Annotated in this window: 21 protein-coding genes; 10 read left to right on the plus strand and 11 right to left on the minus strand. The window is 70.3% G+C overall.

Translation table 11 applies throughout. The annotated features are described in order from the left end of the window. Positions 1 to 184 precede the first annotated feature (184 nt). Positions 185 to 448 carry a helix-turn-helix transcriptional regulator gene (locus tag ACFYXA_RS34730; protein ID WP_358484730.1) on the minus strand — a complete coding sequence of 88 codons (264 nt, stop codon included), beginning with the start codon at positions 446 to 448 and terminating at the stop codon, positions 185 to 187. Positions 449 to 624: 176 nt separating this feature from the next. Between ACFYXA_RS34730 and ACFYXA_RS34735 the strand changes: the two genes are divergently transcribed. The 3 genes from ACFYXA_RS34735 (at position 625) to ACFYXA_RS34745 (ending at position 3,564) form a co-directional block, all read left to right on the plus strand. Beyond that, entirely contained in the window at positions 625 to 1,659 is a 1,035-nt protein-coding gene (locus ACFYXA_RS34735; protein ID WP_389040616.1) for a hypothetical protein, read from the plus strand. 323 nt (positions 1,660 to 1,982) lie between these two features. Beyond that, positions 1,983 to 2,483: a hypothetical protein gene (locus ACFYXA_RS34740; protein ID WP_389040619.1), complete on the plus strand. Its 501-nt coding sequence runs from the start codon at positions 1,983 to 1,985 to the stop codon at positions 2,481 to 2,483. A 499-nt stretch (positions 2,484 to 2,982) separates the two neighbouring features. Next, positions 2,983 to 3,564 (plus strand): hypothetical protein, encoded by a 582-nt coding sequence (locus ACFYXA_RS34745; RefSeq protein WP_389040622.1) that lies wholly within the window; start codon positions 2,983 to 2,985, stop codon positions 3,562 to 3,564. 33 nt (positions 3,565 to 3,597) lie between these two features. Here the strand turns inward: ACFYXA_RS34745 and ACFYXA_RS34750 are convergent, their stop codons facing one another. Continuing rightward, on the minus strand, positions 3,598 to 5,949 hold the full coding sequence (locus tag ACFYXA_RS34750) for a Helicase associated domain protein (RefSeq protein ID WP_389040625.1): 2,352 nt from the start codon (positions 5,947 to 5,949) through the stop codon (positions 3,598 to 3,600). A 266-nt stretch (positions 5,950 to 6,215) separates the two neighbouring features. Between ACFYXA_RS34750 and ACFYXA_RS34755 the strand changes: the two genes are divergently transcribed. The 4 genes from ACFYXA_RS34755 (at position 6,216) to ACFYXA_RS34770 (ending at position 11,603) form a co-directional block, all read left to right on the plus strand. Further along, positions 6,216 to 7,238, plus strand: a complete 1,023-nt coding sequence (locus ACFYXA_RS34755) for a TniQ family protein (RefSeq protein ID WP_389040628.1) — start codon at positions 6,216 to 6,218, stop codon at positions 7,236 to 7,238. 209 nt (positions 7,239 to 7,447) lie between these two features. Continuing rightward, the gene (locus tag ACFYXA_RS34760; protein WP_389040631.1) at positions 7,448 to 8,155 is read left to right on the plus strand and encodes a hypothetical protein; all 708 of its coding nucleotides are present in this window, start codon (positions 7,448 to 7,450) and stop codon (positions 8,153 to 8,155) included. Continuing rightward, the gene (locus ACFYXA_RS34765) at positions 8,152 to 10,536 is read left to right on the plus strand and encodes a Mu transposase C-terminal domain-containing protein (protein WP_389040634.1); all 2,385 of its coding nucleotides are present in this window, start codon (positions 8,152 to 8,154) and stop codon (positions 10,534 to 10,536) included. Before ACFYXA_RS34760 ends, ACFYXA_RS34765 begins: the two co-directional genes overlap by 4 nt. Next, positions 10,536 to 11,603: an ATP-binding protein gene (locus tag ACFYXA_RS34770; protein WP_389040637.1), complete on the plus strand. Its 1,068-nt coding sequence runs from the start codon at positions 10,536 to 10,538 to the stop codon at positions 11,601 to 11,603. Before ACFYXA_RS34765 ends, ACFYXA_RS34770 begins: the two co-directional genes overlap by 1 nt. 276 nt (positions 11,604 to 11,879) lie before the next feature. On the opposite strand, the gene ACFYXA_RS34775 is transcribed toward ACFYXA_RS34770, so the two are convergent. From ACFYXA_RS34775 to ACFYXA_RS34790, 4 genes are read right to left on the minus strand one after another with little or no spacing between them, the layout of a single operon-like run. Beyond that, the gene (locus ACFYXA_RS34775; RefSeq protein ID WP_389040642.1) at positions 11,880 to 12,356 is read right to left on the minus strand and encodes a Mov34/MPN/PAD-1 family protein; all 477 of its coding nucleotides are present in this window, start codon (positions 12,354 to 12,356) and stop codon (positions 11,880 to 11,882) included. Continuing rightward, positions 12,353 to 13,633, minus strand: coding sequence for a HesA/MoeB/ThiF family protein (locus tag ACFYXA_RS34780; protein ID WP_389040645.1), 1,281 nt, complete (start codon positions 13,631 to 13,633; stop codon positions 12,353 to 12,355). Before ACFYXA_RS34780 ends, ACFYXA_RS34775 begins: the two co-directional genes overlap by 4 nt. Then, positions 13,627 to 14,211, minus strand: a complete 585-nt coding sequence (locus tag ACFYXA_RS34785) for a hypothetical protein (RefSeq protein ID WP_389040648.1) — start codon at positions 14,209 to 14,211, stop codon at positions 13,627 to 13,629. The genes ACFYXA_RS34780 and ACFYXA_RS34785 overlap by 7 nt, the downstream gene beginning before the upstream one ends. Continuing rightward, the gene (locus ACFYXA_RS34790) at positions 14,208 to 14,993 is read right to left on the minus strand and encodes a hypothetical protein (RefSeq protein WP_389040651.1); all 786 of its coding nucleotides are present in this window, start codon (positions 14,991 to 14,993) and stop codon (positions 14,208 to 14,210) included. The genes ACFYXA_RS34785 and ACFYXA_RS34790 overlap by 4 nt, the downstream gene beginning before the upstream one ends. 598 nt (positions 14,994 to 15,591) lie before the next feature. On the opposite strand from ACFYXA_RS34790, the gene ACFYXA_RS34795 reads away from it, so the two are divergent. After that, positions 15,592 to 15,735 (plus strand): hypothetical protein, encoded by a 144-nt coding sequence (locus ACFYXA_RS34795; protein ID WP_389040655.1) that lies wholly within the window; start codon positions 15,592 to 15,594, stop codon positions 15,733 to 15,735. Between the two features lie 15 nt (positions 15,736 to 15,750). Here ACFYXA_RS34795 and ACFYXA_RS34800 read toward each other — a convergent pair whose 3' ends face one another. Next, positions 15,751 to 17,220: an SAVED domain-containing protein gene (locus tag ACFYXA_RS34800; protein ID WP_358484754.1), complete on the minus strand. Its 1,470-nt coding sequence runs from the start codon at positions 17,218 to 17,220 to the stop codon at positions 15,751 to 15,753. A gap of 363 nt (positions 17,221 to 17,583) precedes the next feature. On the opposite strand from ACFYXA_RS34800, the gene ACFYXA_RS34805 reads away from it, so the two are divergent. Next, a complete protein-coding gene (locus ACFYXA_RS34805) occupies positions 17,584 to 19,695 on the plus strand; it encodes a Helicase associated domain protein (protein WP_389040660.1) in 2,112 nt (703 codons plus the stop codon). A 404-nt stretch (positions 19,696 to 20,099) separates the two neighbouring features. Beyond that, the gene (gene tpg / locus ACFYXA_RS34810) at positions 20,100 to 20,657 is read left to right on the plus strand and encodes a telomere-protecting terminal protein Tpg (protein ID WP_351095788.1); all 558 of its coding nucleotides are present in this window, start codon (positions 20,100 to 20,102) and stop codon (positions 20,655 to 20,657) included. A 38-nt stretch (positions 20,658 to 20,695) separates the two neighbouring features. On the opposite strand, the gene ACFYXA_RS34815 is transcribed toward tpg, so the two are convergent. The 4 genes from ACFYXA_RS34815 to ACFYXA_RS34830 form a co-directional block, all read right to left on the minus strand. After that, the gene (locus ACFYXA_RS34815; protein WP_389040665.1) at positions 20,696 to 21,802 is read right to left on the minus strand and encodes a hypothetical protein; all 1,107 of its coding nucleotides are present in this window, start codon (positions 21,800 to 21,802) and stop codon (positions 20,696 to 20,698) included. A gap of 11 nt (positions 21,803 to 21,813) precedes the next feature. Beyond that, the gene (locus tag ACFYXA_RS34820) at positions 21,814 to 22,557 is read right to left on the minus strand and encodes an AAA family ATPase (protein WP_389040668.1); all 744 of its coding nucleotides are present in this window, start codon (positions 22,555 to 22,557) and stop codon (positions 21,814 to 21,816) included. Continuing rightward, positions 22,554 to 24,245, minus strand: coding sequence for a Mu transposase C-terminal domain-containing protein (locus ACFYXA_RS34825; protein ID WP_389040674.1), 1,692 nt, complete (start codon positions 24,243 to 24,245; stop codon positions 22,554 to 22,556). The genes ACFYXA_RS34820 and ACFYXA_RS34825 overlap by 4 nt, the downstream gene beginning before the upstream one ends. Positions 24,246 to 24,434: 189 nt before the next feature. After that, complete coding sequence (locus tag ACFYXA_RS34830; protein WP_389040671.1) at positions 24,435 to 25,700, minus strand: AAA family ATPase; 1,266 nt, start codon at positions 25,698 to 25,700, stop codon at positions 24,435 to 24,437. Positions 25,701 to 25,983 lie beyond the last annotated feature (283 nt).

Raw genomic sequence — 25,983 nt, forward strand, 5'->3', positions numbered from 1 at the left:
GTTGGGGCACATGGCGGTGAAGGTGCCAGGCGGCGCGCCGCCGCACCGGGACGGCTGCTCACGGTGTCCTGCGGATGGCGCAATCCCGGGGAACGCCCGCACGAGTGAGCGGACCTGCGATCGAGGACGGGTCGCCTGTTCAGGTGATGTCGCACCGGGGCGAGGGAGGCGCCTGACGGGCGGTTCACAGTTGCGGCGTGCCGGGTGGGGCGTGGTCTGCGCAGAGGGAGCCGAGGAGCTCGTCGATGGGGACGCCGAGGGCGTGGGCGAGGGCGTGCCAGGTGGTGACGCTGCCGGTGGTGCGGCCGTGTTCCAGGTCGATGAGGGTGCGCCGGGCCAGACCGCTGCGGCGGGCGAGTTCGTCGAAGGTCCAGTTGCGCTCGACCCTCAGGCGCGCGAGCGTCACGCGCAGCGCGGCGAGGTCGGGGTCGGGCGGCAAGATCGTCACCCCACCATCCGACGGTGCAGAACCCTGCCCTGTCAGTGCAGACCTCTGCACTATTTGCTAGGGAAGGAGTGACGTCGGCGGTGCGGGGATCGGCGCTGCGGAGCGCTCAGCTCCCGGCCTCCGGCGTCTGTGACGCACCCGTTCGACGGCCCGCAGATCGGAGGACAGCGAGCCCGATGAGGCTCTCCACGCACGAGACAGTGCAGCGCATCTGGACGGTTCAGCTGCACCCGCAGCCGGGCGGGCCGCTGCTGAGCTGCCCGCAATGCACGCTGCACGGCTACCGGCTGCAGGCCGCCTCAGCCCGTTCCGTCGCCCTGACGCACCTGGCCCGTCACGCCCGACGCGACGTGCTGCCCGGGCATTTGCGGACCTGTCAGTGCCGGGCCCGGAACTGCTCCTGGCACCCGCGCCACCGCGGCTGCGCCGGCCCCGTGCTCCTGGCGCTGACCTGCGACCGCAGCGGCCGCGTGTGGCGGCTGGCGGACGCATGCGCCGCCTGCGCGGCCGCCACCACCAACACCGCCGTCGTACCCGACACCCTGCTCGCCTCCACACGCCCGCGGCCGGCCGGTGCGGCAGCCCGGCGCACTCGTCCCCCGCACGGACCGGGCGAGCGGCAGCGTGTCCGGGAAATGCTCACCTACCTCGGGGTGGCGCTGCCCCGCTTCTCCTCCTCCGCCGCCCGGCTGCTGGCCCTACAGTGCGCCCTGCGCGCCGACGGCCGAGGCCGCGTCCGGCTCCCCAGCGGTCTTCTGCGCAGCATGCGGCTGCACGGCCGTGCGGAACTGTGGAGCGAACTGGAACATGCCGGGTGGCTGCGCTGTTCCGTCCCGCGGCGTCCCCACGTGGAAGCGCGTCTGCTCGATGCGGACATGCAGACCCAGACATCCGGTCGCGGCGCCCGCGCCCGCGCGGCGCACTGGGCCCTGCACCCTGTTCCGCTGGTCGCGCCGCGCGGGATGTCTCCCGCGGTGCAGCTCACCGCTCTGATCCTGGCAGCTCACACGTCTGACAGCTTCGGCAGTGCGGAACTCGACGTGCTTGCCCGGCTGGGCGGTCAGTCCCCGCAGCAGGTGGAGGATCTCCTTGACCAACTGGTCCGCTGCCGTCTCCTTGACGCCTGGCAGCACCTCAGGGAGCACGACGAGATCACCTGGCGTCTCCTCCCCGAACGCGGCGCAACGAACAGCGCCGCACCGGGAAGGTGAGCACCTGGCAGCCTTCCCGTCCCTTTCCGAAACGGCGCGGAAGGCGGCACGGCCGAGCCGCGTCCCGCCATCGTCCGGTCCCGCCACGGCGGGACGAAGAGACATACGGCAGGTGGGCCGCACCTCCCGGTCCACGGCCGCAGGAGTCAGATCCGGTCATGTTGTTTCGAGGCAGAGTGAGACGCCATGAGACGCAGGGAGACACCGGCGGACACCCATGAACGCCAATGAACGACAACGACCGCCAACACCCCTGGCCAGGAGTGTCCGAGACGGGGCACCGGGTTGTTTCGGGCTCGAGGAGGAGAGCGACACTTGCCGGTATGCCGAGCTTTCAGCAGAGGAAGGCCGTGGGCGACGCACACGAAAGGCGCGTCGCCGAAGAACTCGCCCTGCGCGGATGGAACGTCAGCCCCTGGGGCCAGGGCGTGCTGACCGAGGCGGTGCGAGTCGCCCTGCGGGGCACCGAGAGTTCGCTGCGCTGGACACCCGATCTGGTGGCCGCCAAGGACCGTCAGGTGTTTCTGATCGACTGCAAGAGCCGCATGACCAGCCGCATCACCCACCGCCACGCGGTGGAGCGGGCCGCCGTCACAGCGCACCTCCAGCTCGCCGCATGGACGCAGCTGCCGATCTGCTACGTCTTCGACAACCTCGACGTCCTCACTCCCCTGGACGTCCTCATGCTGGGCCGCACAGGTCCGCAACCCGCCGCAGGCTCAGGCTCCCCCTACCACCTGGTACCCATGAGACGCTCCCTCGCATTCGACGAGGCGTTCGGAACCATGCAGCAGCGGCACGCCCCCCAACTCGGCGCCGCCTGACCCGGTCGGCATGCAGCTGCCAGCCAGGGCGCCCCGGTCTCCTGCGCCGTGCCCATCACACCCGAGCGGTTCACCAATCGGCCCGCCGCAGCAGACCAGATGGATCAGGCCGGCGAAGGCAGTGGGCCGCCCGGTGGTCAGGGAACGGCACGGGGCGGCAGCACCCAGCAGTTCCCAGCCCGGCCTGAGGTCCCCTCACAGCTGGACGGCCCCTTGCCTTGCTCTCCGCTCTCACCCACAAGGATTCGCGTGGTTCACGTGTCCAGAGGCGCGACAGGCTGGTCCCTGCTGTTGCTTGCACACACCGTGCCGGTCCACCGGCTCACCGCTCGCGCGGCTCATGGGAAATGTGGAACCAGTCGCATAATGACGACAATTGACCACGTGCGCACATGGTCGGGCAAAGATCGGTCCCTTCTCGTTCACAGTCGCCGGGCAGCGCCGTGCGGACGCTAACGTCCCCCGGAGTGCGCACTGCTGCGGGAGGCTGGCCGTCATAGTGGAAGCGACCCCGGAACTTCTCACCCTCAGAACGAACTACGCGGCCAAGATCGATGCCGACCTGGAGCTCGTCGAGAAAGACCGCGAGCGTGTCCGTACGGAAATCGACGCGTTGCAGGATCAGCTGCACACCCTGGAGGGCAATCACGCCCTGCTGCTGAGCATGCGGGAGGCCCTGTCCGGTCACTCCCCCGCCGCCTGCCCCGAACCAGGGCCGGACCGTGCAGCCACGACCGGCAGCGGTCCTGCCGCTGCGCCCGTGTCCGACGGTGTGCCGCACACGGACGACGGTGGCGCTCCTGGTGGTCGCCGGGATGCCGGGGCACCGGATGAAACGCCGGCGGCCGCGCAGCAGGCGCCGACGCTGCGGGATCTGGTGGCCGATGAGCTGAAACGGCGGGGCGAGCCCTGCTCGTCGCACGATGTCGCCACCGCGCTGGCCCGGGCGCACCCCGGCCGAAGGATCAAGGAGCCTGCGATGCGTCACGCGCTGGAGGCGCTGGTCGAGCAGGGGCGGGCGGCGCGGTCCAAGCGCGGCTCGCGCGTCTTCTACTTCGCGGCCGGCACGGGTAAAGGCTGACCTCCGGCCGCCCGGCGGAGCGTGGTCGCTGGTTCAGGCAGCTGCGTCGCGAAATGGCTGTGCGGGCGGCAGGAAGATGGGCATCGTCTCGAAGCCGAGAGCTGCCAGGCCCGCTTGCTGGCGGGGGGTCATCTGGGCGCTGTCCCTGCGCCGCCGCGCCAGCCAGGCACCGAGGTGGACGGGGTAGTCGCCGAAAACCTCTTCGGTGTGGTCCTTGGGCATGTCGAGGTGCCCGTGGCGTTGGTGGTACTGGCGTGCCGCGCGCAGGCCGCGGTTGAAGGCCCGCTCGCGCAGGCCGGTGGGACGGGTCAGCAGCATGGCGTGGGGGTGGGCGTCGGGGCAGGCGCCGGCCAGGGCGGCCAGGAGATGCCTCTGCTGGGGATCGAGCAGGTGGAAGTGGGTGATCTGGCGGTCCAGCCAGCTGTCCCAGGCGGAGTCACGGCTGTCGTGGCGGTGGTAGGTGCACCGCCAGGTGGTGGTGGTCAGACGGCGTCTGATCTGCGCGTAGGTGTACTGCCAGCGCAGGCTCCAGGGCGGGTTCCAGAAGGGGTCGACGGCGTTGAGGGAGGCGATGCGGGCAGGGGCGAGCTGGCCGGTGTCGGCGCGGCGGCGCATGGTCTCCAGCCAGGCGGCCAGGCGGCGGTCGCCGCCGTGGGCGTTCTTGCCCAGGGCGAGGGTGCCGTGGCGGGCGGCGCAGGCGGTGATCTGGGCCAGGTGGTGTTCGAAGCTTTCGGGGGGATGCGGCCAGGACAGTCCCATGCTGGTGAGGGCGGCGATGCGGTCGGCCGGCAGGGCGTCTGCGGCGTAGAGAGAGCGTTGCTGGCCGATCCACTGGCCCAGGGCCAAGCCGTCGCTGGTGACGTGTTCGCTGGGGATGTTCAGGTGATGGTGGCGGGTGCGGAAGGCCTGGGCTGCCTGCAGGCCGTCGTTCCAGAAGGCGTTGTTGGGGGCCTTGTGGGTGCGCAGTTTCAGGGTGCGGGTGATCTCGCGGGCACGGTGCGGGCGAGGTGCAAGGGGTTGTGGCCGCGCTTTCAAAAAGGGGCCGAAGCGCTGGTACGCCTTGGTGTCGTAGACGGCGAGGCCGTTGAAGAAGCGCCAGAAGTCCGAGAAGGAGGAGGATTCCATGGCCTGCCGGGTGGACTGGCCGGGTGCGATGTAGACCGGGATGAAGATGGAGGCGCACTTGGCCTGGCCCGGGGGTTTGCGCAGGGCCCGGCCGATGCTCTGGGCGATGTGGTTGGGGCTGCGGCGCGGATCGGCGATCAGGATGCCGTCGGTGTCGGGGGCGTCGACGCCTTCGCTCAGCACGCGGACGCTGGCGAGTACGGCGCAGTCGTGGCTGCTGGCGGTGCTCCCTGGGGTGTGGGCGGAGAAGTGCTCGAACTCGTGGAAGATCTGCTGGCGTCGCCAGGGCGCCTGGTGGCAGTGCAGGGCGTGTGCCCAGGGGTTGCGGATGCCGGTGCGGTCGGCGAGCACGTCGGCGGTCTCGGGCAGAGAGGCGACGAAGCCGCGGGCGGCGGCGATCCGGCCGTGGAAGGACAGTACCCGGCGCGCGTCGTGCTCGGCCATGGACATCAGCAGGGCCGCCTGCATCGCGGCCAGACGTAGCCCGTCCTGATGGGGGGTGGGCAGGGGGTCGTGGAGGATGTCGCGCAGCATCCTGTCGTGGACTTCCGGCACGATGAGCTGGTAGTCGGCGAGGATGCCGCGTTCGATCGCCTCGGCCAGGTCCAGGCGGTAGACGACGGGGCCGTAGATGGTGGGGTCGTCCATCGAGGCGAGTCGTTCGATCCGGGTGCGCGCCTTCGGGTTGGGTGTGGTGCGCCAGTTGCGGGGCGTGGCGGTCATGTAGAGGCGGTGCGCGGCCGGGATGGCGCGGTCGTCGTGGATGAGCGCCCAGCGCTTGTCCCAGTCGCCGCTGGTGCGGTGGGCTTCGTCGGCCAGGGCGAAGGCCCAGGGCGGCAGGCGTTCGCCGCGGTGGGCCTCGGCGATGGTGGGCAGGGAGGCGTAGGTGGCGAAGACGGCGATGCGTCCTCCCTCGGCGACGCGGCGGGCCAGGACCCGGGCGTCTGCGGTGAGCAGCAGACGGCCGCGCAGGCTGCGGTCGTGAACGCCGGGCAGTGAGCACACGCCGATGAGCTGGTCGAAGCCGCCGTCGGCCAGCCAGCGGGCCGCGGTCTGGGTCAGGAGTTCAAGAGTCGGGACGAGGACGAGGACGGGGCCCCGCGCAGCGAAGTGCTCGGCGACGCGCTTGCCGATGAGGGTCTTGCCGGTGCCGCAGGCGGCAATGATGGTCGCGGCCGCGTGTCGCGTGCCGCTCAGGGCGTCCACTCCCGCCGCGACGGCTTCTCTTTGGTGGGGGCGCAGCTGAACACGGCCGGACATGTGACGCGCTGACTCCCTTGCCGCGGAACTCCGTGCCCGCAGGGCACCTTCACCAGCCTTTTTGCAGTGGAGAGCCTGGCAGCTTTCCTGCAAGGTCCGGCCGACGCTGATCGAAGCTGCTCTTTGTTTTCTTCGCGTGTGCGTAAGGGGTCGCCTCTGGGACCGGGTGTAGGCCAGGTGGGACCGTTTCGTGAGCCTGGGCTGCCTGCCGGGGGCGGCGGCAGTTAGATGAAGCCGCGGCCGGACATCCCGGAAGGAGCGCCGTCGTGGCGGAGAAGCGGGACCAATGGCTCGGGCGGCGCCGGATGCATCTGCGGCTGCGGTTTCTGCAGGGCGAGTCCACCGGCTCGTACGTGACGCGGCTGGCTGCCCGTAACAACCGCCCTACGGAAGAGGTGCTGCGGAGCATGGGCACCGGCCCGGTGCCCGTCGATCCCCAGTACACCGAGATGTATGTCAGCCGCTATGCGCGCGAGCGGCTGGCCACCCTGGCCGGCCACACCGTCGCCGAGATGCAGGAGCGTCTGATCGGGCTACGCGACGAATTCCTCATGCCCAAGAACGCCAAGGACGACTGGGAATGGCCCTGGGACGCGCGGGCCGGCTACATCGTGCAGGCCTGCTCCCTGTGTGCGGCGCGCCGCGGCACCCGCTCGCCCGCCTGGCTGATCCTTCCCGACCCTTGGCAGGTGTGCCTGCGCCACCAGCGCTGGACGGACAACTCCCGCAGCACCGACCCCCCCTACGTCGATCTGAGCGAGCTCGCGGAGGTCGTGCGCGCGCAGCAGCGCCTGAACCGGGTGCGCAAACGCCTGGGCCCTGCCGGACGGTGGGTGTTCGCGGACGCCTGTTCCATCCTCGTGCGCTCCGGGTATCTAGAGGACCCAGCGCAGACGAAGCAGTGGGGTGTCCTTGTGGCGCAGCTGGGCGAGCAGCGGGTGCGGCCCCTGGCGCAGTTCAGCCGGCTTTCGCTGCTGACCCGGGACCTGGCCTGGCTCGAGGTGCGCCGCCTGAACGGCGTACTGCGCAGCACCGAGTACCAGGACTGGCTGCCGCGGATAACGCACCGGCACGGCTACCGGTTTATCGAGCCACTGACCGTCTGGCACCGTCAGCACCGGCCTCTGCAGCGGGGCATTCCGCAGCTTTCCAGCGGGGAAGTGCCCGCAAGCGTCGACGTACGAAGGGCGACAGGTCATGCCCTGCCCTCCCCTTTGGCACCGGTGGAGGAACTGACATGCTTGCCGTGGGTGCGCATGCCCAACTCGATGGACCGGCTGTTTCTGTAGTCGTCCGCGCCGCGTACGCCTGCTGTGGCATTGCCTGATCAGCGCCCAGCGACTATCCAGCAGCAGGCAAACGCCGTCAAGGAAGCAAGGGCATCTGCATCCTTTCGGGTGAACCACTGCGGCTGTTTCCCACGAGGCCGCAGGAGGCCCGGAGCCTGGTGGACATCTGCCGCGCAGCACGGCACGGCGCGGCACGAGGGGAGCAGCTCGTGGACTTACAGGTGCGCTACCGCGACGACATGGGCCGCGAGCGCCTCGGCACTCCACGGGCGCTGCGCGGACTTCCGGTGGAGGAATGGCCGGTGCTGCACGAGCAGCGCGCCTACCGGGGACGGAAGTCGAAGGTGCGCCAATGGTGGTCGTCCACCACAAAGAAGGACGTCAGCTGCCGGTCCCGGGAACATGCGTATGCGGCCATGTTCCTCGACCGCGATCCGTGCATCGTCCACCTGGCTGCACCGTCGCTGCAGGTCGAATGGCGCGAGGGTGAGCGTGCGGGGGTGGTGAACCCGGCGTTCATGGCGCGCACCGTCGAGGGGCAGCAGATCCTCTATCTGCACTCCCCCGACGGGAGGGAGCCGGACGGTCAGGAATGGTCGGTGGCACAGGCAGCCGCCGCGCAGGCGGGATGGCAGGTGGATGTCGCCCGCGCCCCGGGCGGCCAGCTGCGTCGCAATGTGTACATCGTCTCGCAGTTCCGTCACGACGAGTTCGCCGACGCCAGCGCCAGGGCCGTCTTGCTGGAGGCATTCGCCCGCCCTCTGCCGCTGAGCAGGGGCGCCGACGCGGTGGATCTTCCTCCGGGACAGGGCCGTGCCAGCAGCTGGAACTTGCTGTGGACGCAGGACCTGACGACGCACTGGGATGAGCCACTGACCCCCGACAGCCTGGTGTGGGCGGCCGGAGCGGCAGCATGAGCGCCGTCCTTTCCCTGCCGGTCGACGCCCCGGACGCGCCGGCCGGGACGCTCCGGCCGGGAATGACGGTCCAATGGAAGACAGGCCGCTATCTGGTGGGCGCCTTGCAGGGTTCCACCGTGCACCTGGCGGCGATGGACGACGGCGGCCAGGACGCGCTGGTACTGGTCTGCATCCTGGTATCCGCCCCGGACTTCGCCGTGTTGAAGGCCGACGGGATGGCGCAGGAGCCGGGAGCGGTGCCGGACCTGTCCGTACTGGAGCGGCTGGATGAAGAACAGCTGAAGGACGTGCGCCGCTGGGAGGAGCACGTCCGGGAGGTGCTGACCGGCCGCCCTGTCGGCGCCCGGGACGGCGCCTTCACTGCGCGGCGCGGCTACGATCTGGCGACCACCACCCGCACCGCCCGCTACGCCCTGAAGGCGGCCGAGCTGAAGGCGGCCGGCCTGACCGGGTCGGTCGCTACCGTGCAGCGCAAATGCCTGGCCTACGAAGCACACGGGCTGCTCGGCCTGGTCGACAAGCGGTGGCTGCGCACGAGCACCGTCCACGGCAACGTCGACGAGCGGGTGGTGGCGCTGATCCAACAGGAGGACAAAGCCCAGCGCGGTGCGTCGGCGGGCACCTTCTCCCGGCTGTACAAACGGGTGCGCGCGGCGCTGCGCCGCACGCACCCGGATGAGTACCGCGACCTGATGCCAGCCCGTACCACCTTCTACGACCTGCTCAAGCGGCTGGGGATCTCGAAGGAATCGCTGAAGGCCGCGCCCGGGCTGGGCAGTGACGCCACAGCCCCGCCCGAGCCTCCCTACCATCCGGCGCCGGTGTCGTTGCTGGGCGAACGCGTGGAGATCGACGGCACCGGGCTGGACGTCCTGGCGCTCGGCGACGACGGGCGTCCCGTGGCAGTGGAGTTGACCTACGCCCTCGACGTCCTCAGCCGCAGCTTCATCGCCGGCATGATCGTTCCCAAGGCTTCGGGCCGGAAGAAGGGGCCGGGCAGCCGGCGCCGCGGCGGCCGCGGCACCAAATCGCTGGATGCCGCGCTGCTGCTGGGTCAGGCGATGGCGCCGCTCGCGGCGCGCCCCGGCTGGTCGCCGCAGGCGCTGGCCGCCAACTCGGACCTGCCCTACGCCAAGATGCTGGCCGGCGATCCGCGGATGGCCGGCGCCGCGGCCCGGCCGGTGATCCGCCCGAAGACGGTGGTCGTCGACAACGCCAAGATCTTCAAAGCCCGGCACTTCAAGGACGTGTGCAGCATGCTGGGCATCGAGGTGGAGTCCGCCCGGGAGCGCACCCCCACCGACAAGGCGGTCATCGAACGCACCAACGCCTCGGTCAAGAGCATGTTCTCCCAGTTCGTCGCCGGCTACACCGGCAACAGCCTGGCCACGCGCGGCGACGACGTCGGCAAGGAGCGGTTGTGGACGCTGAACGAGCTGCAGGATTTGTGGCACGAGTGGGTGGTCACCGAATGGCAGCGGCGGCCGCACGAAGGACTGCGCTCCCCCTTCCTTCCTTCTCTGGTCCTCACCCCGAACCAGATGTATGCGGCGGCGGTCGCCGTGGAAGGCGCCGTGCCGCGGCCGGTCACACCGGATGAGAACCGCAAGCTGCTCCTCCAGGCGAAGCGGACCGTCACCCGCGACGGCATCAAGATCGGCAACCGTACGTATGTCAGCCATCGCATCCGGGAGTTCAAGAACCGGCACACCGGCATCAAGGGACAGGGCCGGCGCTGGCCGATCTACTACAACCCCTACGAGCCCAGCCGGGTGTGGCTGTACGACCACACGGTCGAAAAGGACCCCGCCCGCAGTCCGTGGGTGCCCTTCGATTTCAAGTGCCAGCACCTGATCCGCGACTCGTGGACCCAGTACCTGTGGGAGAAGGCCGCCGACCTCGTCGCCGGCCTCGTCGGCCGGGAAGGCGGCGAGGAAGAAATCGCCCGGGCCGTGGACGATCTCCTGGCCCGCGCACGGCGCGGCCCCTCCCCCACCTCCACCTCCGTCAAGCCGGTGGCCGCGTTCGTTCCGCAGCCCCTGGAGATCGCCGAAACACCGGCTAACCCGTATGCAGGGATCACCCGCGCCGAACCCGGCAGCGTGACGCCCGCACCGTCCCTCAACGTCGATGCCAAGGACCTCTTCCCGGGCCGCCGTGCCGCGCTGCCGGCCGCTGTGCCCGAACCCGCCGCCCCGCCGACGTCGCCGGGCCGGCCCCGGCCCCCGCGGCGCCGTCCCGCTCCGGCGGGAGCGCACAGCCTGGGCGGATCAGCCGGCGACATCTTCCGGGAATTGGCAGCAGATCCGTCCGAGCGGCCTGCGCCGCGGCCCCATCAGGACCCGCCCCCACCCCGCCAAGACCCGCAGGAGACGTGATGGACGCTGCGCGCACCGCCCCGAAACCAGCCGCCCCCGCAGCTCTCGCTGCACGGTGGTCGCCGCTGGATCCCGAACTGCTCACAGTGCGGGAGGGGTTCATGGACTTCGTGCACCGCAAACTCGAGCCGCCGGACTTGCAGGACTGCGCCCCCAAAGGCACGAAGGTCACCGACACCGACCCGCGGATGATCTACCACGGAGAGATGATCCCCGTCTCCACCCCCGATGTGACCCAGGGGCTGAAGGACGCGCGGCGCACCCTGCGCACCAACCGATTCCGCCCCACCGGAAAACGCATGAGCATGATCATCGATGGATGTGCCGGCAAGACCACGCTGCTGCTCCAGATCGGACGCGCCTACCAGGGACTACTGGAAACCGAGCGCAGGCCGGACAGCGAGTGGACCCCCGTCGTCTACATCAACGTCCCTCCGCGCCATGAAAGCAACATGGACTGGTCCCTGCCGCTCGCGGACTTCTTCGGCATGGACCACACCGTCAACATCGACAAGCGGACCTACCGCAGCACCGACATGACCGAACCGGTCATCCACGCCATGCGCGAAAGCCGTACCTCCCTGCTCCTCATCGACGGAATCGACCGCATCCACGACAGCGACCTGGCCGGTGCCTTCGACTACTTCGACTGCCTCCAGGCCCGCCTGCGCCTCTCGGTCATCTACAGCGGTCGCGGCGCCACCGACATCGTCAACGAGGGCCTGCACAACCGCCGCCGCACCGAACGGCCCCGCACCTCCGAGCAGTTCCGCAGCAGCCTGCCTGTCATACGGATCAACCCCATCCCCTTCCACGCGGGGCAGGAGGAGGGATGGCGCACCGTGCTGCGGGCCTACGACTCCAACCTCCGGCTCTACGACCACGAGCCCGGCTCGCTCCTGGACCTCGAGGAAGAACTCCACGAGCGCACCGGCGGCTACATGGACACCCTCGACCAGCTCATCTGCCAGACCGCCCAGCAAGCCATCGAAGACGAGACCGAAGCCATCACCAAAGAAGCCCTCGACGACATGTTCGTCGGCCGCAACGACCCCGACGACGACTGACACCGCGCCGGTAAGGCGCGCCGTCCGGTGCAGCGTGCACGACCGGCCCGGCTGCTGCGGCTGCCGCGGGCAGCCTGCTGCTTCGGCGTCGAACCATCGGGGCGTTCGGCGGCCCCGCATCCGTGGCGCCGCCCGACGGCCGGGACGCCGACGGTGAGAGCGCTGCCGCAGAGGCAGCCGTCGCCTGAGAGCTCTACGGTGCGGCTGGCCAGCCACCGGTGAACGGTGACGTGCTCTGGCGCCCCCGTTCTGAGCACCCGAGCTTCTTTCGGCGTCTCATCCGACAGAGCGGGAGAGCTGCAGTTGCACCGGCTCGATGCGGCCGAGGCGGCATGCCCAGGCTGCGCCCTCCCAACGGCCTGCCCGGGGAGCGAAGATCACCGCAATGACGCTGTGGAAGCCCAGTTCCGGATCGTTGAGAAGTTTCCTGTAGGTGGCGGCGTCGCGAGCGCTGGGGATGGGGCGGCTGGCGGGGTGGGTGTGCCATTCGCCGACCCAGACGCTGCCGTCGCTCGCGAATGCCTCGTCGGCCAGTGCCTGGGCGTGTGCCAGGTCGCGGAGGAAGTAGGTAGGGGTGCGCACGGCGGCAGGTCCGGGGGTTCCGGCGTGGTGGACGGTGACGGTGTCGTGAGTGTGGTGTCCCAGCAGGATGCCTCCGGTCTCCGTGCTGTGGTCGGCCGTGCGCAGTTCGGTGGTGACGATCCGGGAGGCCTGGGCGGTGAGGTGCACGGCGGTGACGGGCTGCTGCGTCATGGCGCTTCGCAGGTGGGGCAGCCGGATCTCGGTGGTGTAGCGGGCAGCCAGCGCAGCTCGGCGGTGTGGCGGAGGTCGAAGGGTGGGGCCCAGTCGGGTTGGCGACGCAGGCCGAGCAGGGCATGCTCTCCCGGCAGTCGCTGGTCGGGGTGTCCGGCACGTTGGAGGACGGTGGCGACGGCGGTTTTGGCTGCGAGCTGGGCCACCAGATGCAGGTCGGAGCCGACGGCGGTCATCGGCCGGTGGCGGGTGCCGGTGCCGTACCCGGCGTCCAGGGCGGGCTCGGGGTCGAGGCCGCCTGCCTCGGCGAGGGTCCGGCGTCTGCAGGTGAGGCATCCGTGCTGGGGCCAGGGGCGCAGTCGCAGGATTTCACCGAGGGCGCCGTCCTGCAGGACGCACGCGAGCACTGCGGTGAGGCCGGCGCGGCGGGCCAAGTGGCCGGTGACGCGGCGCGGGGCTACTCCGTCTGCCGTGCATACGACGAGGTGGGTGTCCGCGAGGAGGGCCCGGATGTGGTCGGCGTGCTCGATGACGTCGAGGGCCAGAGCACTGACGGTGGTGTCGGGGCGCAGTGCGGCGAGTTCCTCAGCGAGCGCGGTGACTTTGTGCCGGCCGATGTGTCGGCGGGCGCTGGTGTGCCGGACGAGGTTGTGCCAGTCGAGGCGGTCGGGGTCGACGAGGGTGAGATGGCCGACGCCGTAACCGGCCAGAGCGTGGGCGGTGGCCGAGCCGATGCTCCCCGCTCCGACCAGCATGATGCGGGTGTTCTGCAGTTCCTTTACGGGCCAGTGACCGCCGAGTTGCCGAATCCCGGTGGTTTCGGGCTCAGCCGACGCCTCGATGGGCTGGAAGCCCGCGCGGGTGACGTGCCAGGCGACGAGGTCGGGCAGACCGCTTTCGGGGAAGGCGTCCTTCACGCCGGGGGCATGGGTGATGGCCACATAGCCGCCGTCGCCCGGCGTCTTGAAACCGCTGGGCACCGCGTCCTTGAACGCGTCCAGCTTCATGGATGTGCCCCGCCGTGCCCGCAGGAGGTACCAGAGCGCGTGCAGTTCACTGTTGGCCTGGTACCAGTAGCCGGTAGGACGGGAGTCGCAGCCAGCGAGCAGGCGAGGGGCAGGGGGCGGCGGGTCGACCGAGATGATGGAGCCGCCGCCCTCGGAGATGCCGCCCACCACCGCTAGGTCGTCCGGATGGCTGATACGCAACGACAGTCGGCCCCACGCGCCCGAGGCGCGGAGCGTGGTCGCGGCGTCCTGTGGGATGAGGATCAGCACGAAGGACCGTCCTGTCCGCCGGTGTCCAGCTCAGGGTGGTCAGTGGTGTCCTCGGGTGACGGGGGCTGGGCCAGGAAGTGGTCGAGGCGATCGTCGGTGACGATGCCGCTGCCGGTCATCTGCTTGATCGTCTGGTGTTTCATCAACGCGTACTCGATCCGCCAGCCGGCGGCCTTCAGCAACAGATCGACAACCGACTCGCGGCCCGTCCATACGTCGTCCCGCAGAAGGCACAGGCTGGCGTCGCCGTTGACGTGCCAGCGGTGCTGGGTCCATTCAAACGGTTCGGGCAGTGGATCCACGGGAACAAGCCGGGGCGCCACCATGGGGTAGGCCTGGCTGTACTCCAGACGCACAAGGAGCCCTTCCTCGCCGATCCAGGCGGTGAGATGCTCGGGCTCGGGCCTCTCGAAAGGCCAGCGGGGCAGCCTGCCCTCCCAATTCCCTGCTCCGGCCTCGTTCCAGACGAGGCCGGGGAACTGAGCGGTGATCTCCGCATGGTCACGGTGCAGTCGGCGCGGTTCGCACGTCCACCAGGTGTGGTGCGTGCGGCCGTTGGGCGTGTGTGCGGTCGTCATCCCTGGGGTGCGTCCTTGATGGGCCGCGGAGTGATGAGCGCGGGTGTCCCGGTGATCAGTGAGGCTGGCTTGGCCGGAGCGGCAGGGGCCGGGAAGTCGTCGCCGAAGATCTTCTGCCACAGCCGCAGCGCGTTGTCGGTGTCTGCCTCGGCGGCAGCAACGCAGGCCCGCTCCGCGAGGTCTGCTGCGTCGGCGAAGGCATCGGACAGACCTGCATGGTCCAGGTCCGGCTGGATCTGACCACACAGCCCCGCCGGGTCCCACACGCCCTCGTGGACGCGGACCGCGGCGGCGGTGAAGAACGTCTTCAGTGCCTGGGAGCGGTTGCCGGACCTGGGCATGCAGTTGAGGGCGAGGACCTCCATGACGAGAGACTTGATGCCTCCCTGGACCGGGGCGGTGAGCCGCCACTGTTTGAGGACCCTGACCAGAGGCCGGAAGTGCGGCCAGTCCCGCTGGTGATCGGCGACTTGGCCGATGAGGTATTCCGGGTTGGCCGGCACCCACCGGGTGTTCAGCTTTTCGGGGATGAGCAGCGAGCCGTCCTCCTGGCGCAGGGCGGCCATGACGTCGACGGTGAAGGCCTCCCGGTCCTCGGGGTCGTCCAGGAAGCACTTGACTGCGTGATTGCGCACGAGAGTGTGCCGGACCTCGTTGGCGTGGGTACCGTTGGTCTGGCTCAGCAGCCGGTTGACCTGGGTGCGGACGTGCTCGAGAGCGTCCTGGGCGCTCGGGCCGTCGTTCCCCCACTCGGGGTGCTCGTCGGGGTCGTAGACGATCACGACATCGACGTCGTGGATGGGCTTGAGCTGCGTGCTGCGTGCTGCGGCTCAGAGAACCCGAGCCGAACGTCTCCACGACGTCCGGCTCGCTCAACAGCGCGGTTTTGAACAGGTCCCTGCGCTCGCGGGCCAGTCTGGTTTTGTCTATGTCTTCGTTGACGGTCTTCTGGAACGCGTCGAATGCGTCGTCGATCCCCATGCGGTGTGCCTCCTCGGGCGCGTCGTCCAGCCCGGGTGCACGCCGCGGCCGCCGACCCCGGGCTGGGGCGCGGCGGCCACAAACGGGCATCTATGGCTGCTCGTTCACCACAGTAAGACCCACCACTGACAAACCCTCCTGCACCAGGACTAGTTGATCATTTACGGCAGCGGCCATCCGCATCGGAGCCGCGTGCTTGATGCAGGTGAGAGGGACCGTCTGAGCTGCTGCCTCGCATCGAGGACCCGCCGGGCCGGGCCCAGGACCGATGCAAACCTCGGCTAACGGCAGGGGGACGAGACAGCCGGCCAGGGAAGACACACTCCTCGCATCTCCGGCGGGCATACCCCGAAGGGACAGCCCGGGGAGCGGGCTCAGCGTCTGGGCGGGACCGCTGCGGTGGAGGGGCTGGCGTTCTTCCACGGCCCGCTGCCGGTCGCCGTCGCGCTGGGCTGGCTCACGGCCCGCGACCGCCTCGCCCGGCTCCACCATGACATGCGCTTGGCACGCGGCACCACGACGCCTCCGGCGGCGGGACCGTAGGGGCTTAGCGAGCCCTCATGCGTCGATGACGAAGGCCTTCTCATACACCTGCTGTGCGTTGACGTCCTCGTACACGGTGGTGGGGCGCAGCCGGTTCCACCGGTTGCCCAGCAGCAGGGCCAGGCCCATGGGGCCAGCCTGGAAGAGGTGGATCGCGGGATGTGCGCGGCAGGCACGGCGCAGCAAGTCCCGGATACCGACGGCCAACGCGCTGGCCGTCGCGGCATCCGGGATGGAGTTGTCCTTCGCCCCTCCGGGCGGGCGCAAGACCAGCAGCCGGGAGACGGGCACCCGATGCTCGCGCAAAAAGTCCAGCACGTCCTGCGTGGGGTCCGTGGCGACCGCGACGGCCACGGCGAGATCCGTTCCTAGGTCAAGGGTGTGCTCATCGACGGCTGGCGTCAGCGGAGAGTCGTACGCTGCGGTGGATGACCACAGCTGTTCACGCTGAGCCACGGCAAGGTCGGAGCCGGCCACCATGCGGAAGGCGGCACCGACCACGAAAGCGGGTGCCAGACGCAGGCTGCCGGTGACAGCGACCGTGGTGGTGCCCGGCGGCATCCGGTACGGCGCGGCCTCAATGTCCGCCTGCAACTGCGCCCAGGTGGCCGGGGCCAGCGGACGCCGCTTCACATACGGTGAGGCTCCCTCGAAGCGATCCACCCAGTCCAATGCGTAATCGGCGTCCTCCGCCATGGGATCCGGCTTCAGGGTGGCGATGGACAGCACCGGACGCGATGAGCCGGCTTCCAGGCCCAGGGCCCGGATCGCCTCCCTGATATCCGCCAGGGACAGGCGGCGCTGCCCGTCGGCGACTTGACGGGCCACCCAGTCCGCGCCGGAGTGCATGGCCTCCTCGCTGAACCGCAGCCCTGCGGCGAACATCAGCATCTGCAAGTGCTCATGCAGGTGCATCACGTCTCGTGCCAGGTCGAAGCGCAGCACCTTCAGCAAGTCCAGCAGCCTGTCCTCACTCAGCCCGGCACCGTCGGCCCAACGCCTGCGTGCCTGACCCTTCTTGGAGCCCGGGCCCTGCTGCGCCGCCTTCGGAACCAGAAGCTGAGTGCGGGAGTCCCTCAGCGAGATCAGCGGGTCTTCCGCATCCGGGGACCGGTTGCTCAGCAACGCGAGATCGACTGGAGTGCCGCCCTCGGTGAGCTTCTCCCAGGCTTGCGCCATCTTCCGCAGGATCGACGGGCCGCCGCGATCGCTGAGCTTGAGCAGGTAGTCACCGTTGACCGGGGTAGAGCTGTCCGCGGCGTACTTGACCTGCATGTAGGTGTGCGGCGGCACCTGCCGGTACAAGACGACATCGTCCAAGTTCCCCGCGTCGTCGACCTCGACGCCCACCGCCACCACCGGGTTGGACGCACGCAGCGCCGCATCCCGGACAGCGGCGACACACCCCTGCCACGCAGCCAGCCACTGATAGCGGTCACCAGCAATACGGACACCCGTCGAGCTCGGGGCAGGCAGGTCTCGCACTGAAACGATCTCCCAGGCGTCGGGCCGCCGCGCTTACGGCCATCGGCATGCTCAGCCGATCATCGCCGCAAGCAAGGCCAAGTGGGAAGCCCTCGCACCCACCGGCAGTCGGGCGGGGCCACAGGCTCTCGCCCGCCCACCGGCATACCGCCCAGGACCCCGAAAGCCTTCTCGGTCGCTGCTTCATACCGCGTCCGAGAGCAGTTGATGTGTGTCCGGATCAAGTTGCGGCGTACCAGGTCAGAGGACCTCGAATCAGAGAAGCAGCAGGTCAGACGTTTCAGAGAGTCGTCCGGCCCTAGTCGAGATCCCGCAGGCCAGAGGCTCTCAAGTCGTCGACACAGGCCTCACCTCTGGCTGGTCGTGACACCGGGCTGGGACCTGATCGTGGTCGATGAGGCGCACCGGACTTCCGGTCGGCTGGGCAAGCCGTGGGCCGTCGTCCACGACAACACCCGCATCCCCGCCCTGCGCCGCCTCTACATGACAGCCACGCCCCGCCTGTGGCAGCTCGGGGACGAGGACGAGGCCGGCGCCCCCGGCGAGCTGATCGCGAGCATGGACAACGATCCTGACGGGCCCTTCGGCAGCAGGGCGTTCACTTTGACGCTCTCGGAGGCCATCGACCGGGGAATCTGTGCCCCCTACCAGGTCGTATGCGTGGACGTCACGGACACCGCGTTCCAGGCCGCGCAGCTCCTTGGCGCCGAAGGCCGCTCGCCAGAGGTCCGCGGGGCCCGGCTCGCCGCCCTGCAGACCGCCCTGGTGAAAGCGTCCGCTGAGGAGGGCTTCCGCCGCACGCTCGTCTTCCACCACGTCGTGAAGGAAGCCGAAGCGTTCGCGGCCGGCCTTCCCCACGTCGCCGCGGCGCTGCACGCCAGTGACCCGGAATTGTATCCGGCCACGATCTGGGCGGACTGGCTCTGCGGCGACCACAAGCCCCTGCACCGGCAGCGTCTACTGGGCGAGTTCGCCGCCGGGATCGCCACGGACGGCACCGTCGTGGAGAAGTGCTTCCTGTGCTCGGTGAAAGTCTTGGGCGAGGGCGTCGACACCAAAAACTGCGACTCCGTGTACTGGGCAGATGTACGCGGCTCCATGCCGGACCTGGTCCAGGCCGTGGGCCGGGCGCTGCGGATGCAGCCGGGCGAGGGCAAGACGGCCTCGCTCGTGGTGCCGGTGCTGCTCGGGCCGGGCGAGACGGCCGCCAACATGCTGACGAGCCGGGCCTACGGCGGGCTGGCCAAGCTCTTGGAGGCACTGCGGGCGCACGACACCCGGGTCGTGGAGCAGTTGGCGGAGCAACAGGCGTCAAGCCGTGTGAGGGGCGTTCAGAGCCGTAGTGGGGGCCAGGAGGGCGGAGGTCAGGGGGAAGGGTCCGGGCCGTCGGCTCCTGCCCGGCAGTTGCTGAAGTTCTCGACGCCGCGTGACCCGGCGCAGTTGGCGGTGTTCATCAACCTGCGGGTCATCAACCCCGAGCATGAGCACTGGCGGCGCGGCATCGAGGCGGCTGTCATCTACACCCGTGAGCACGACGACCTGAAGGTGCCGTTCACGTTCCGCGTGCCCGGCCGCGACGACCAGGAGGCGGAGGCCGAGGCGTGGCCGGCCGCACTCGCCGGTTTTCCACTGGGGCAATGGATCGCCGACGCCCGAAGGTTCTACGCCCGCGGCGACATGGACGCCGACCGCGCCCGGCAGCTGGAGAAGCTGGGCATGGTCTGGTCGCACTTCGACGTCGCGTGGGAGGAGGGCCTGGCCGCCGCGCGCGGGTGGGCGGCCGAACACGGGCACCTCCTGGCCCCGCTGGACGCCACCTACCAGGGATACCGGGTGGGCACCTGGCTGAAGAACGCACGGGCCGCCGCCCGCAAGGCGCAGCAGATTGAGCAGCGGCGTGCCCAGGGCCTGCCGGTTCAGTCTGCGGCCGGGGCGCTGTCGGAGGAGCGCCGCGAGCAGCTGGAGAACATCGACCCGTCGTGGTGCCCGGCCTGGCCGATCGAGTGGCAGCGCTGCTTCCATCTGGTCCGGCAGCACCTGGAGGAGGGCGGTGCGCTGCCGACGGAGCCGGGCACCGTCATGCACCAGGGCGAGGATCTGGGGCGGTGGGTGCGCTCGGTCCGGCTCGGCTGGGACAAGCTCACAGGCGTGCAGCAGTGGATGTGCGAGCACATCCTCGGGATCGAGCCCGCGACCGAGGACGAGAAACCCCAGCCGCGCCGCACCCAGGCCGACAAGTGGGCCATGAACTACGCCGCCGCCAAACAGTTCTACGAGCGCGAGGGGCACCTTCGGGTACCGAGGAAGCACGTCGAGACGATCGTCGTCGGCGACGGGAAGGGGGGCAGCGGCGAAGACCAGGAGGAGCGGCAGGTCCGGCTCGGGGCATGGATCGGCAACCAGCGCAGCCGAGCCGCGACGCTGACGTCAGAGCGGATGGAAAAGCTGTCCGCCATCGGCATGCGCTGGACCTGATGGCGAACGGCTCGACCGCTCAGGCGCAGCGGACGCGCCGCCTACTCGACCGTGAAAGCGTACATATGGCGTACGGAATAGGTACAAAGCGCGGTCGTGCGCGAGCAGCGCCGCTCATCCCCAGAGACCCGAGCGGGGAAACGAGTAGCGGGCGGGCCGTGCGGGCGGGCCGTGTCCGGTGCCCTCGCCCAGTGAGCCTTCGACGGCTCGGACCGGGGTTCCGACGACGTCCGTCCTGTCGCGCGTCGCCAGCTCGTCACCGGTGCCCCAAGGGGCTCGTAGCCTGCGTCATCCGGCGCTGTCCCGAGAATGCAGAAACTGGCAGGCAGGGGCGGGCGACGTGCGAGAACTGACGCTGCGGACTGCGGGGGGCTCTGCCCGACTGGCCGCTTGAGGAGGCGTACGTGGGACAGATCGAGCAGGGACTGGAGCGCGCGTTGCGCACCCGGCCCATTCCCTCAAGCACCGAGTCCCGCCTGCGTTTTCTGCTGGCGACGCACCAGGGCTCCACCCGGAAGGTGGCCACGGTTCTGGGGGTCTCGCAGCGCACTGTGCAGCGGTGGGTGTCAAAGAGAGCCGAGGCACGTCGTCCGCCGGGACCGCTGCAAGTCCATGCGATCGAGGAAGCGGTTCTGGCTCGGTGGCAGCCCCGGGTACGGGCCCGTCGGCGTGCCCAGGCAGAGGCGGAGGGCTTCGTCTTCCATACCCGTGCGCGATTCGGGTTCGCGGCTCCTGCGGGGTCCTCGGACGATCCGCGGGTGCGGTGGATCGCCCAGGACCTGCCGGGAGAGGTAGCCCGGGAGCTGTTCGCCGCCCGGGATGCCGGCGCGGGCGAGCAGCAGCAGACGGTGATACTCGCCCGGGCGCTGGGACACGCCTACTTTCGCGAGTGGGGCCGCCGGGCCCACGGCCTGCACGTGGCTTTCAGCGACGTCGAGTTCGCCGACTTCTCGATCGGCTGAGCCCGGCCCATCGAGCGAGCACTGCAGGGTGGTCAGCGTCACGACGGCCTGGCTCGGTCGGCCGGAATCGCTTGGTACCTCTCGGCTTCCTGCCGCTCTCGCCAGTCCCACTCCACTCGACCGACCGGGCCTTTGCGGCGGGCTGTGGGCGGCTGGGGCGGGCGCAGCCTGGCCGTCTCCGCCATGCGCAGCAGGTGCCCGCGGTCACCTGTCGCGGCGAGCAGCTCCTGGTCCTCGCCGGAGAGGAGCCGGGTGAAGCAGGTCGCGGCCCGCAGGAAGACGCCCGCCCAGGGCGGTACGGGGTAGGCGGCGCAGCCGTCGGTGTAGCGGGCGCGGTCGTGCAGGGCGAGTGTGGCCGCGGCGTCGTCGTAGCTGCGGGGGCGGGCGGTGGCGAGTTGCTGGAGGGAGGCGCCGGTGAACAGCGCGGCGGCGAGGGTCGCGGCCAGGCGAGGGTGTGCGGTCGCCGTGTGCAGTCGGTGGGCGACTCGCTGGGCGGTGTGCGCGGTGAGAGGCACGGGTGGTGGGCGGTGCCGCCAGGCGATCGGCGGTGGCGTGCACGGGTCGGCGCAGGGGCGGGGGCTGTCGTAGGAGACGAGGCGTTCCAGCGCGGGCAGGGTGAGCCACCGGCTGGCCGGCGCGGCGGGCTCGTCTGGGGGCGGGGGTTCGGCGATAGGCGTGCCGTAGTAGTGGCGGCGGGCAGCCTCGATGTCGTCGGTGACGGAGTAATCGGCCGTCCGCAGGGCCTGGTGCAGAGCGGCGGGAAGGTGAGGGCGGTGGCAGACCAGGGTCAGGTGGATACCGGTGCGGGCCTGTAGCTGCAGAAGGCGCATCGTGCGGCGGGCGGTGAGGCGGTGAGCGCGCAGGACGGTCAGCCGGGTGACGGGCAGGGCGGTCATCCAGGCCGTGGCGGCTTCCCAGGCGGGCTGGCGGCCGCCGGGAAAGCGGCCCGGGAGCAGGGGCGGTTTGCCCAGGGCGCCGAGAAGGTCGTGGGCGAAGCCGGTTTCGCTGGTGGTGCCCGGGCCGGGGTGCAGGGTGATCCGGCCGGACGGCGGATGGTGGGCGGCCAGAGCGGTGTGCGTGTACAGCACGTCGTCGTGACGGTCGAGAACCACGGTGACGGACGGCAGCGGCGGGGCAGGAGGCATGGACGGTGTGGTCAGGCGAGGCGGCTGAAGGCCCAGCGCAGCAGCTCCTGGTCGACGCGAGCACGCCCCGTACGGGCCAGTGCGGTACGGGTGTGGGCGGTCAGCTGGGCCCAGGCGCGGAAGTTACCGTGCGCGGCGTGGCTGTCAGCGAAGGCGATGTCCACGGGGTCGGCCTCAGCCCAGACCGGGTGGAACAGCGGGATCACCTCGAGGACCTCGTCGGGGGTGAGGCGGGTGAACTGCTGCCAGATGAAGACACGGGAGGACAGCATCGGTTCGCGGCGCAGCACGGTGTGACAGCCCGCGCCGCCGACGAAGATGATGGCGAGCTGGGTTGAGGGTTCGTCCCAGAGGTAGCGGAAGTATTCGAACGCCTCCCCGTTGAGCCACTGGGCCTCGTCGACGAGGAAGGTACGGGGGCGTTCGGCCAGAGCCGTCTTCAGCAGACGGTCGAACTCGCTGGGGTGGCGCGGTGGCTCGCCGGCCAGGTCGAGCGCGGTGAACAGTTCGTAGCGCACCGCGCGGGCGGTGGGCCGGGCCCGGAAAGTGATCTTGCGGACGTCCTCGCCGGGTTCGAGTGCGCGCAGGCAGGTGTTGACGGCGAGGGTCTTGCCGAAGCCGGCGCCGCCATGGATGCACATCATCGCGCGGGCAGCGACCGTGTCAGAGATGTTCTCCCGAGCGGTGAGCAGGGCGCGGGTGGTGACCACGGAGGCGTCGGGCAGGTCGACGTACTGGTAGGTGGCCGCGGTCACGAGGCGTCTCCGTCTTCAGCAGGGTCTGCGGCCCGTGCGGGCGGGCAGTCAGGGGCAGGATCCGACGGGGCGGGAACAGGCCGACCGGGCGTAGTCCGGGTGGCGAGGGAGGGCGGGGTGCGCCAGTTGGCCGGTGGCGCGGCGGGCGGGATGAGGTCCGGCAGTGCCAGCTTCGAGGCGTCGGTGTGCTCGACGGCGGCCAGTTCGTCCCCGGCTTGAGCGGAGGTGAGGGCTCCCAGCCTCTGGGCCGGCCCGGCCGTGGTGGCCGGGGCGAAGCGCTGTCGGCGCAGCGTCTCGGCGGCCTTCACCTCGGCGCGCAGACGTCGGGCACGCTCCGCACGGGCCGCGCGCAGGGCCCCGAGTTGTTCGGGGGTGGCCGCGTCCGCGAGGTGCGCGGGCCCGAGATACCTGCCATTCGCGTCACAGATGTCGATCTCGTGATCGTGGTGCGGCATGTAGCGCACTGTGACGCTACGGCCGGCCTGGCCGGTCATCCAGGGGGCGATGTAGGTGCGCCCGCGCCACCGCACGCCGTGGCTGGTCAGCTTCCGCGGGCGGCCGTCGCCCTCCAGAGTGAACGTCCACAGGTCGGCGGCGGGGACGTCCGTGACGGGAGTCGGATCGGCCTGCCATGCCTCAAGCGGCGTACGGCCGGACAGCGCCTGGGGCCGGTGCTCGGTGTTCCACCAGTGTGTCCAGGCCAGCACCTCCGCTGTGAAGTCCTGAAACGACATGGCACCGGACGTCTCCGGTCTGCGGCCCGCGCCTTTGCTTCGCCGGCCGGAGCGGGGCCTGGCGGGGGTGAGGGTGTAGCCGGGCAGGGCCGCAAACAGCATCCGGTCGACGGCCCGGTTGAGGTTTTCCACCGTGCCCTTGAGATGGGGGCTGTAGGCGGGCAGATCCTTCACCGTCACGCCCATCGTGCCGAACGCCGCGGTGACGGCGGTGGACAGGAAGTCCTTGCCCCGGTCCACCCGCACCTGCTCCGGTGTCCCTCCAGCAGGGCCGTAGGGCTCCTCACGCAGCACAGCGGCGCGCAGCGCGGCCAGCACGGAGGCACGGGAAGGGACGCCAGGAGTGACCGCGGTGCCGGTGATGACTTTGGTGGCTGTGTCGATGAACCAGGTCACCCACGGGCGCACCAGGTCGCCGTCCGCATCGACCAGCAGAGGTGCCTGGACGTGATCGGCCTCCCACACGTGATTGCGCCAGGAGGCCGCCCGTTCACCGAAGACGTCGTGCGCGCGTGCCGCGTCCGGTCCCTCGGCAAGACCAGCCCGCTCCCCCGCGGTGAGATCACGACGCACCGCGCGCAGGAACGTCGACAGCGACGGCACCGGGTCCAGCAGCGGCACCACAGCCAGCGGGGCGCCCGCAGGACAAGCCGCGGATTCAGACGCCGTCGTCGGCTGACCGTCACGGCCGCCGGTCTCGGCCCGGTCCACCAACTGGCGGTGGACCGCAGAAGCGTTGCCGTGCCAGTACGCCAACAGCACCCGGATCTCCCTGGTGATCTCGAACCGCTCACCGCTGCGTTCCCCGGGGCGGATCGCGGCCCGGGGTGACCGTGAGGCCTCAGCCAGCCACCGCCACACCGTCCGCTCCGACACCCCCAGGCACTCCCCGGCCAGGCGCACATGCTCCCGCGACAGCCGCCGCTCGACGCGCAGCGCCAGCAGACGACGCACCGCCAGCGCCCGCAACGCCGTCAAAGACACCTCCCCCAGAACACCAGCCGGATCCTCCGGCGGCGCCATCGGCTGCCCGTCCACGCCGTGACCCTCCGTCCCTTCCACTTCCATGGACCGCGCCTTCGTTCACCTCGTCGGAACAGATGAAGGCCCCCCGTACACGAGCCCTCCGAGCAGCCCGGGCCGTCACGGGTAGGGGCCAAGACGCGCGCAGGCCTGCTCGATCAGCTCTCGGTCCACACGCCGTGCGGGGCCGCGCTCGCGGGCCGCGTAGACATGCGACGTGATCTTCGCCCACGTGCGGAAATTGCCGCGCGCCATCTGCTCCTCCGCCCGCGCAAGGTCCTCCGGGTTCGCCTGCGCCCACACGGGATGGAACAGAGTCAGTGTCTGCGGCACTTGAGACTGCTCAAGCCGGCCGACCTGATGCCAGGTCAGCACGCGCGAGCGCAGCGCCGAAGCACGGGCGAGGGCCCGCTCGCTTCCAGCCCCACACAGCACCAGCGCCGCCGCACAACCCGGCGCGTCCCACAACTGCCGCAGATAATCCAGCAAGGGCGGCGTCAGCCGCTGGGCGTCATCGATGAACAGCACACCCGGCTCGGCCAGTGCCCGCGTCAGAGCCTGGCTGGCCGGTCCGGCCCGGTGCGGCAGCGCCCCCGACGGCAGCCCGAGCGCTTCACACAGCGAGGCCCGCAGCTGCGGCAGACCGGGCGCCACGTCGGCCACCGCACGCCACACCGGCACCCGGCCGGGTAGAAGATGCAACGCCTGCTCGACGGCGACCGTCTTCCCCAGGCCCGTGTCCCCGTACACACAGCACATCCCGCGGGCCGCGACCGTATGCCCCACAGCCTCCGCGACAGCGGCCACCTGCCGTGTGGACACCAGCCGGGCCCCCGGCACGTACAACCGCACACCGCCGCCCCGCACCCCCGCATCCGCGGCGCCCTCCGGCACCAGCACGTCGGCGGGTGGCCCGTCGACAACAAGCGGACCACCCGCCCCGTCCACGAGCCCCAAATCCGCCAGTGCCCGGTCATACCGGCTCGGCTCCAGCCCCACCCGGGCCCCCGCCGGACGAGCCACCTCAAGAACCCGGCCCGCCCCCAGATCCCGCTTGATCACCCGGTGCAACGTCGGCAGCGAGGGCACACACTCCGCATCCCACTCCTCCAACGCCCCCTCTTCCTGGGCCCGGAGCATCCTGCGCCGCAACTCCGCGACGTTCCCACCCGCCTCAGCGAGGACCTCCCACAAGGCGTCACTCAGCGAAAACCCGTCCTGCCGCGGACGCGCCTCGACATGGCCCCGGCGTCCATCCGCCAGCCAACGCCACACCGTCCGCTCCGACACACCCGCCAGCTCCGCCGCGATCCGCACATGCAGCGCCGACAGCGCCCCCTCCCCATCCACCGCAAGAAGCCGGCGCACCACCACACCCCGCGCCAACGGCACACCCCCGGCTGGCACAACAGCAGCCGATCCCGACCCGGCCCCACCCGCCGAAACCCCCGAAGCCGTCATACGGCCCAGCCCACCCGACCCCGCCAGCCACTCACATAGGAACAGCGCAAGCCATGACAGCCAGCAACCAACCTGCTAGCCGCCCCACAACAGCCGCTTGGTCACCCCATGACAGCAACCACAGCCCCGTCCTGCACCCCCTACCAGGACATCCACCCCGCGATCCCGCTGACGCCCACCCACTGCCACCCCACCGCCCACTCACACC

Origin of the sequence: Streptomyces sp. NPDC002566, from assembly GCF_042889585.1 — a bacterium.
Taxonomy (GTDB): Bacteria; Actinomycetota; Actinomycetes; order Streptomycetales; family Streptomycetaceae; genus Streptomyces.

Bases quoted from the DNA above. Each gene is read 5' to 3' on its own strand.
- ACFYXA_RS34735 (WP_389040616.1), top strand. From the start codon at position 625: ATGAGGCTCTCCACGCACGAGACAGTGCAGCGCATCTGGACGGTTCAG.
- ACFYXA_RS34815 (WP_389040665.1), bottom strand. From the start codon at position 21,802: ATGCCTCCTGCCCCGCCGCTGCCGTCCGTCACCGTGGTTCTCGACCGT.
- ACFYXA_RS34765 (WP_389040634.1), top strand. From the start codon at position 8,152: ATGAGCGCCGTCCTTTCCCTGCCGGTCGACGCCCCGGACGCGCCGGCC.
- ACFYXA_RS34785 (WP_389040648.1), bottom strand. From the start codon at position 14,211: ATGACGACCGCACACACGCCCAACGGCCGCACGCACCACACCTGGTGG.
- ACFYXA_RS34775 (WP_389040642.1), bottom strand. From the start codon at position 12,356: ATGACGCAGCAGCCCGTCACCGCCGTGCACCTCACCGCCCAGGCCTCC.
- ACFYXA_RS34750 (WP_389040625.1), bottom strand. From the start codon at position 5,949: ATGTCCGGCCGTGTTCAGCTGCGCCCCCACCAAAGAGAAGCCGTCGCG.
- ACFYXA_RS34740 (WP_389040619.1), top strand. From the start codon at position 1,983: ATGCCGAGCTTTCAGCAGAGGAAGGCCGTGGGCGACGCACACGAAAGG.
- ACFYXA_RS34770 (WP_389040637.1), top strand. From the start codon at position 10,536: ATGGACGCTGCGCGCACCGCCCCGAAACCAGCCGCCCCCGCAGCTCTC.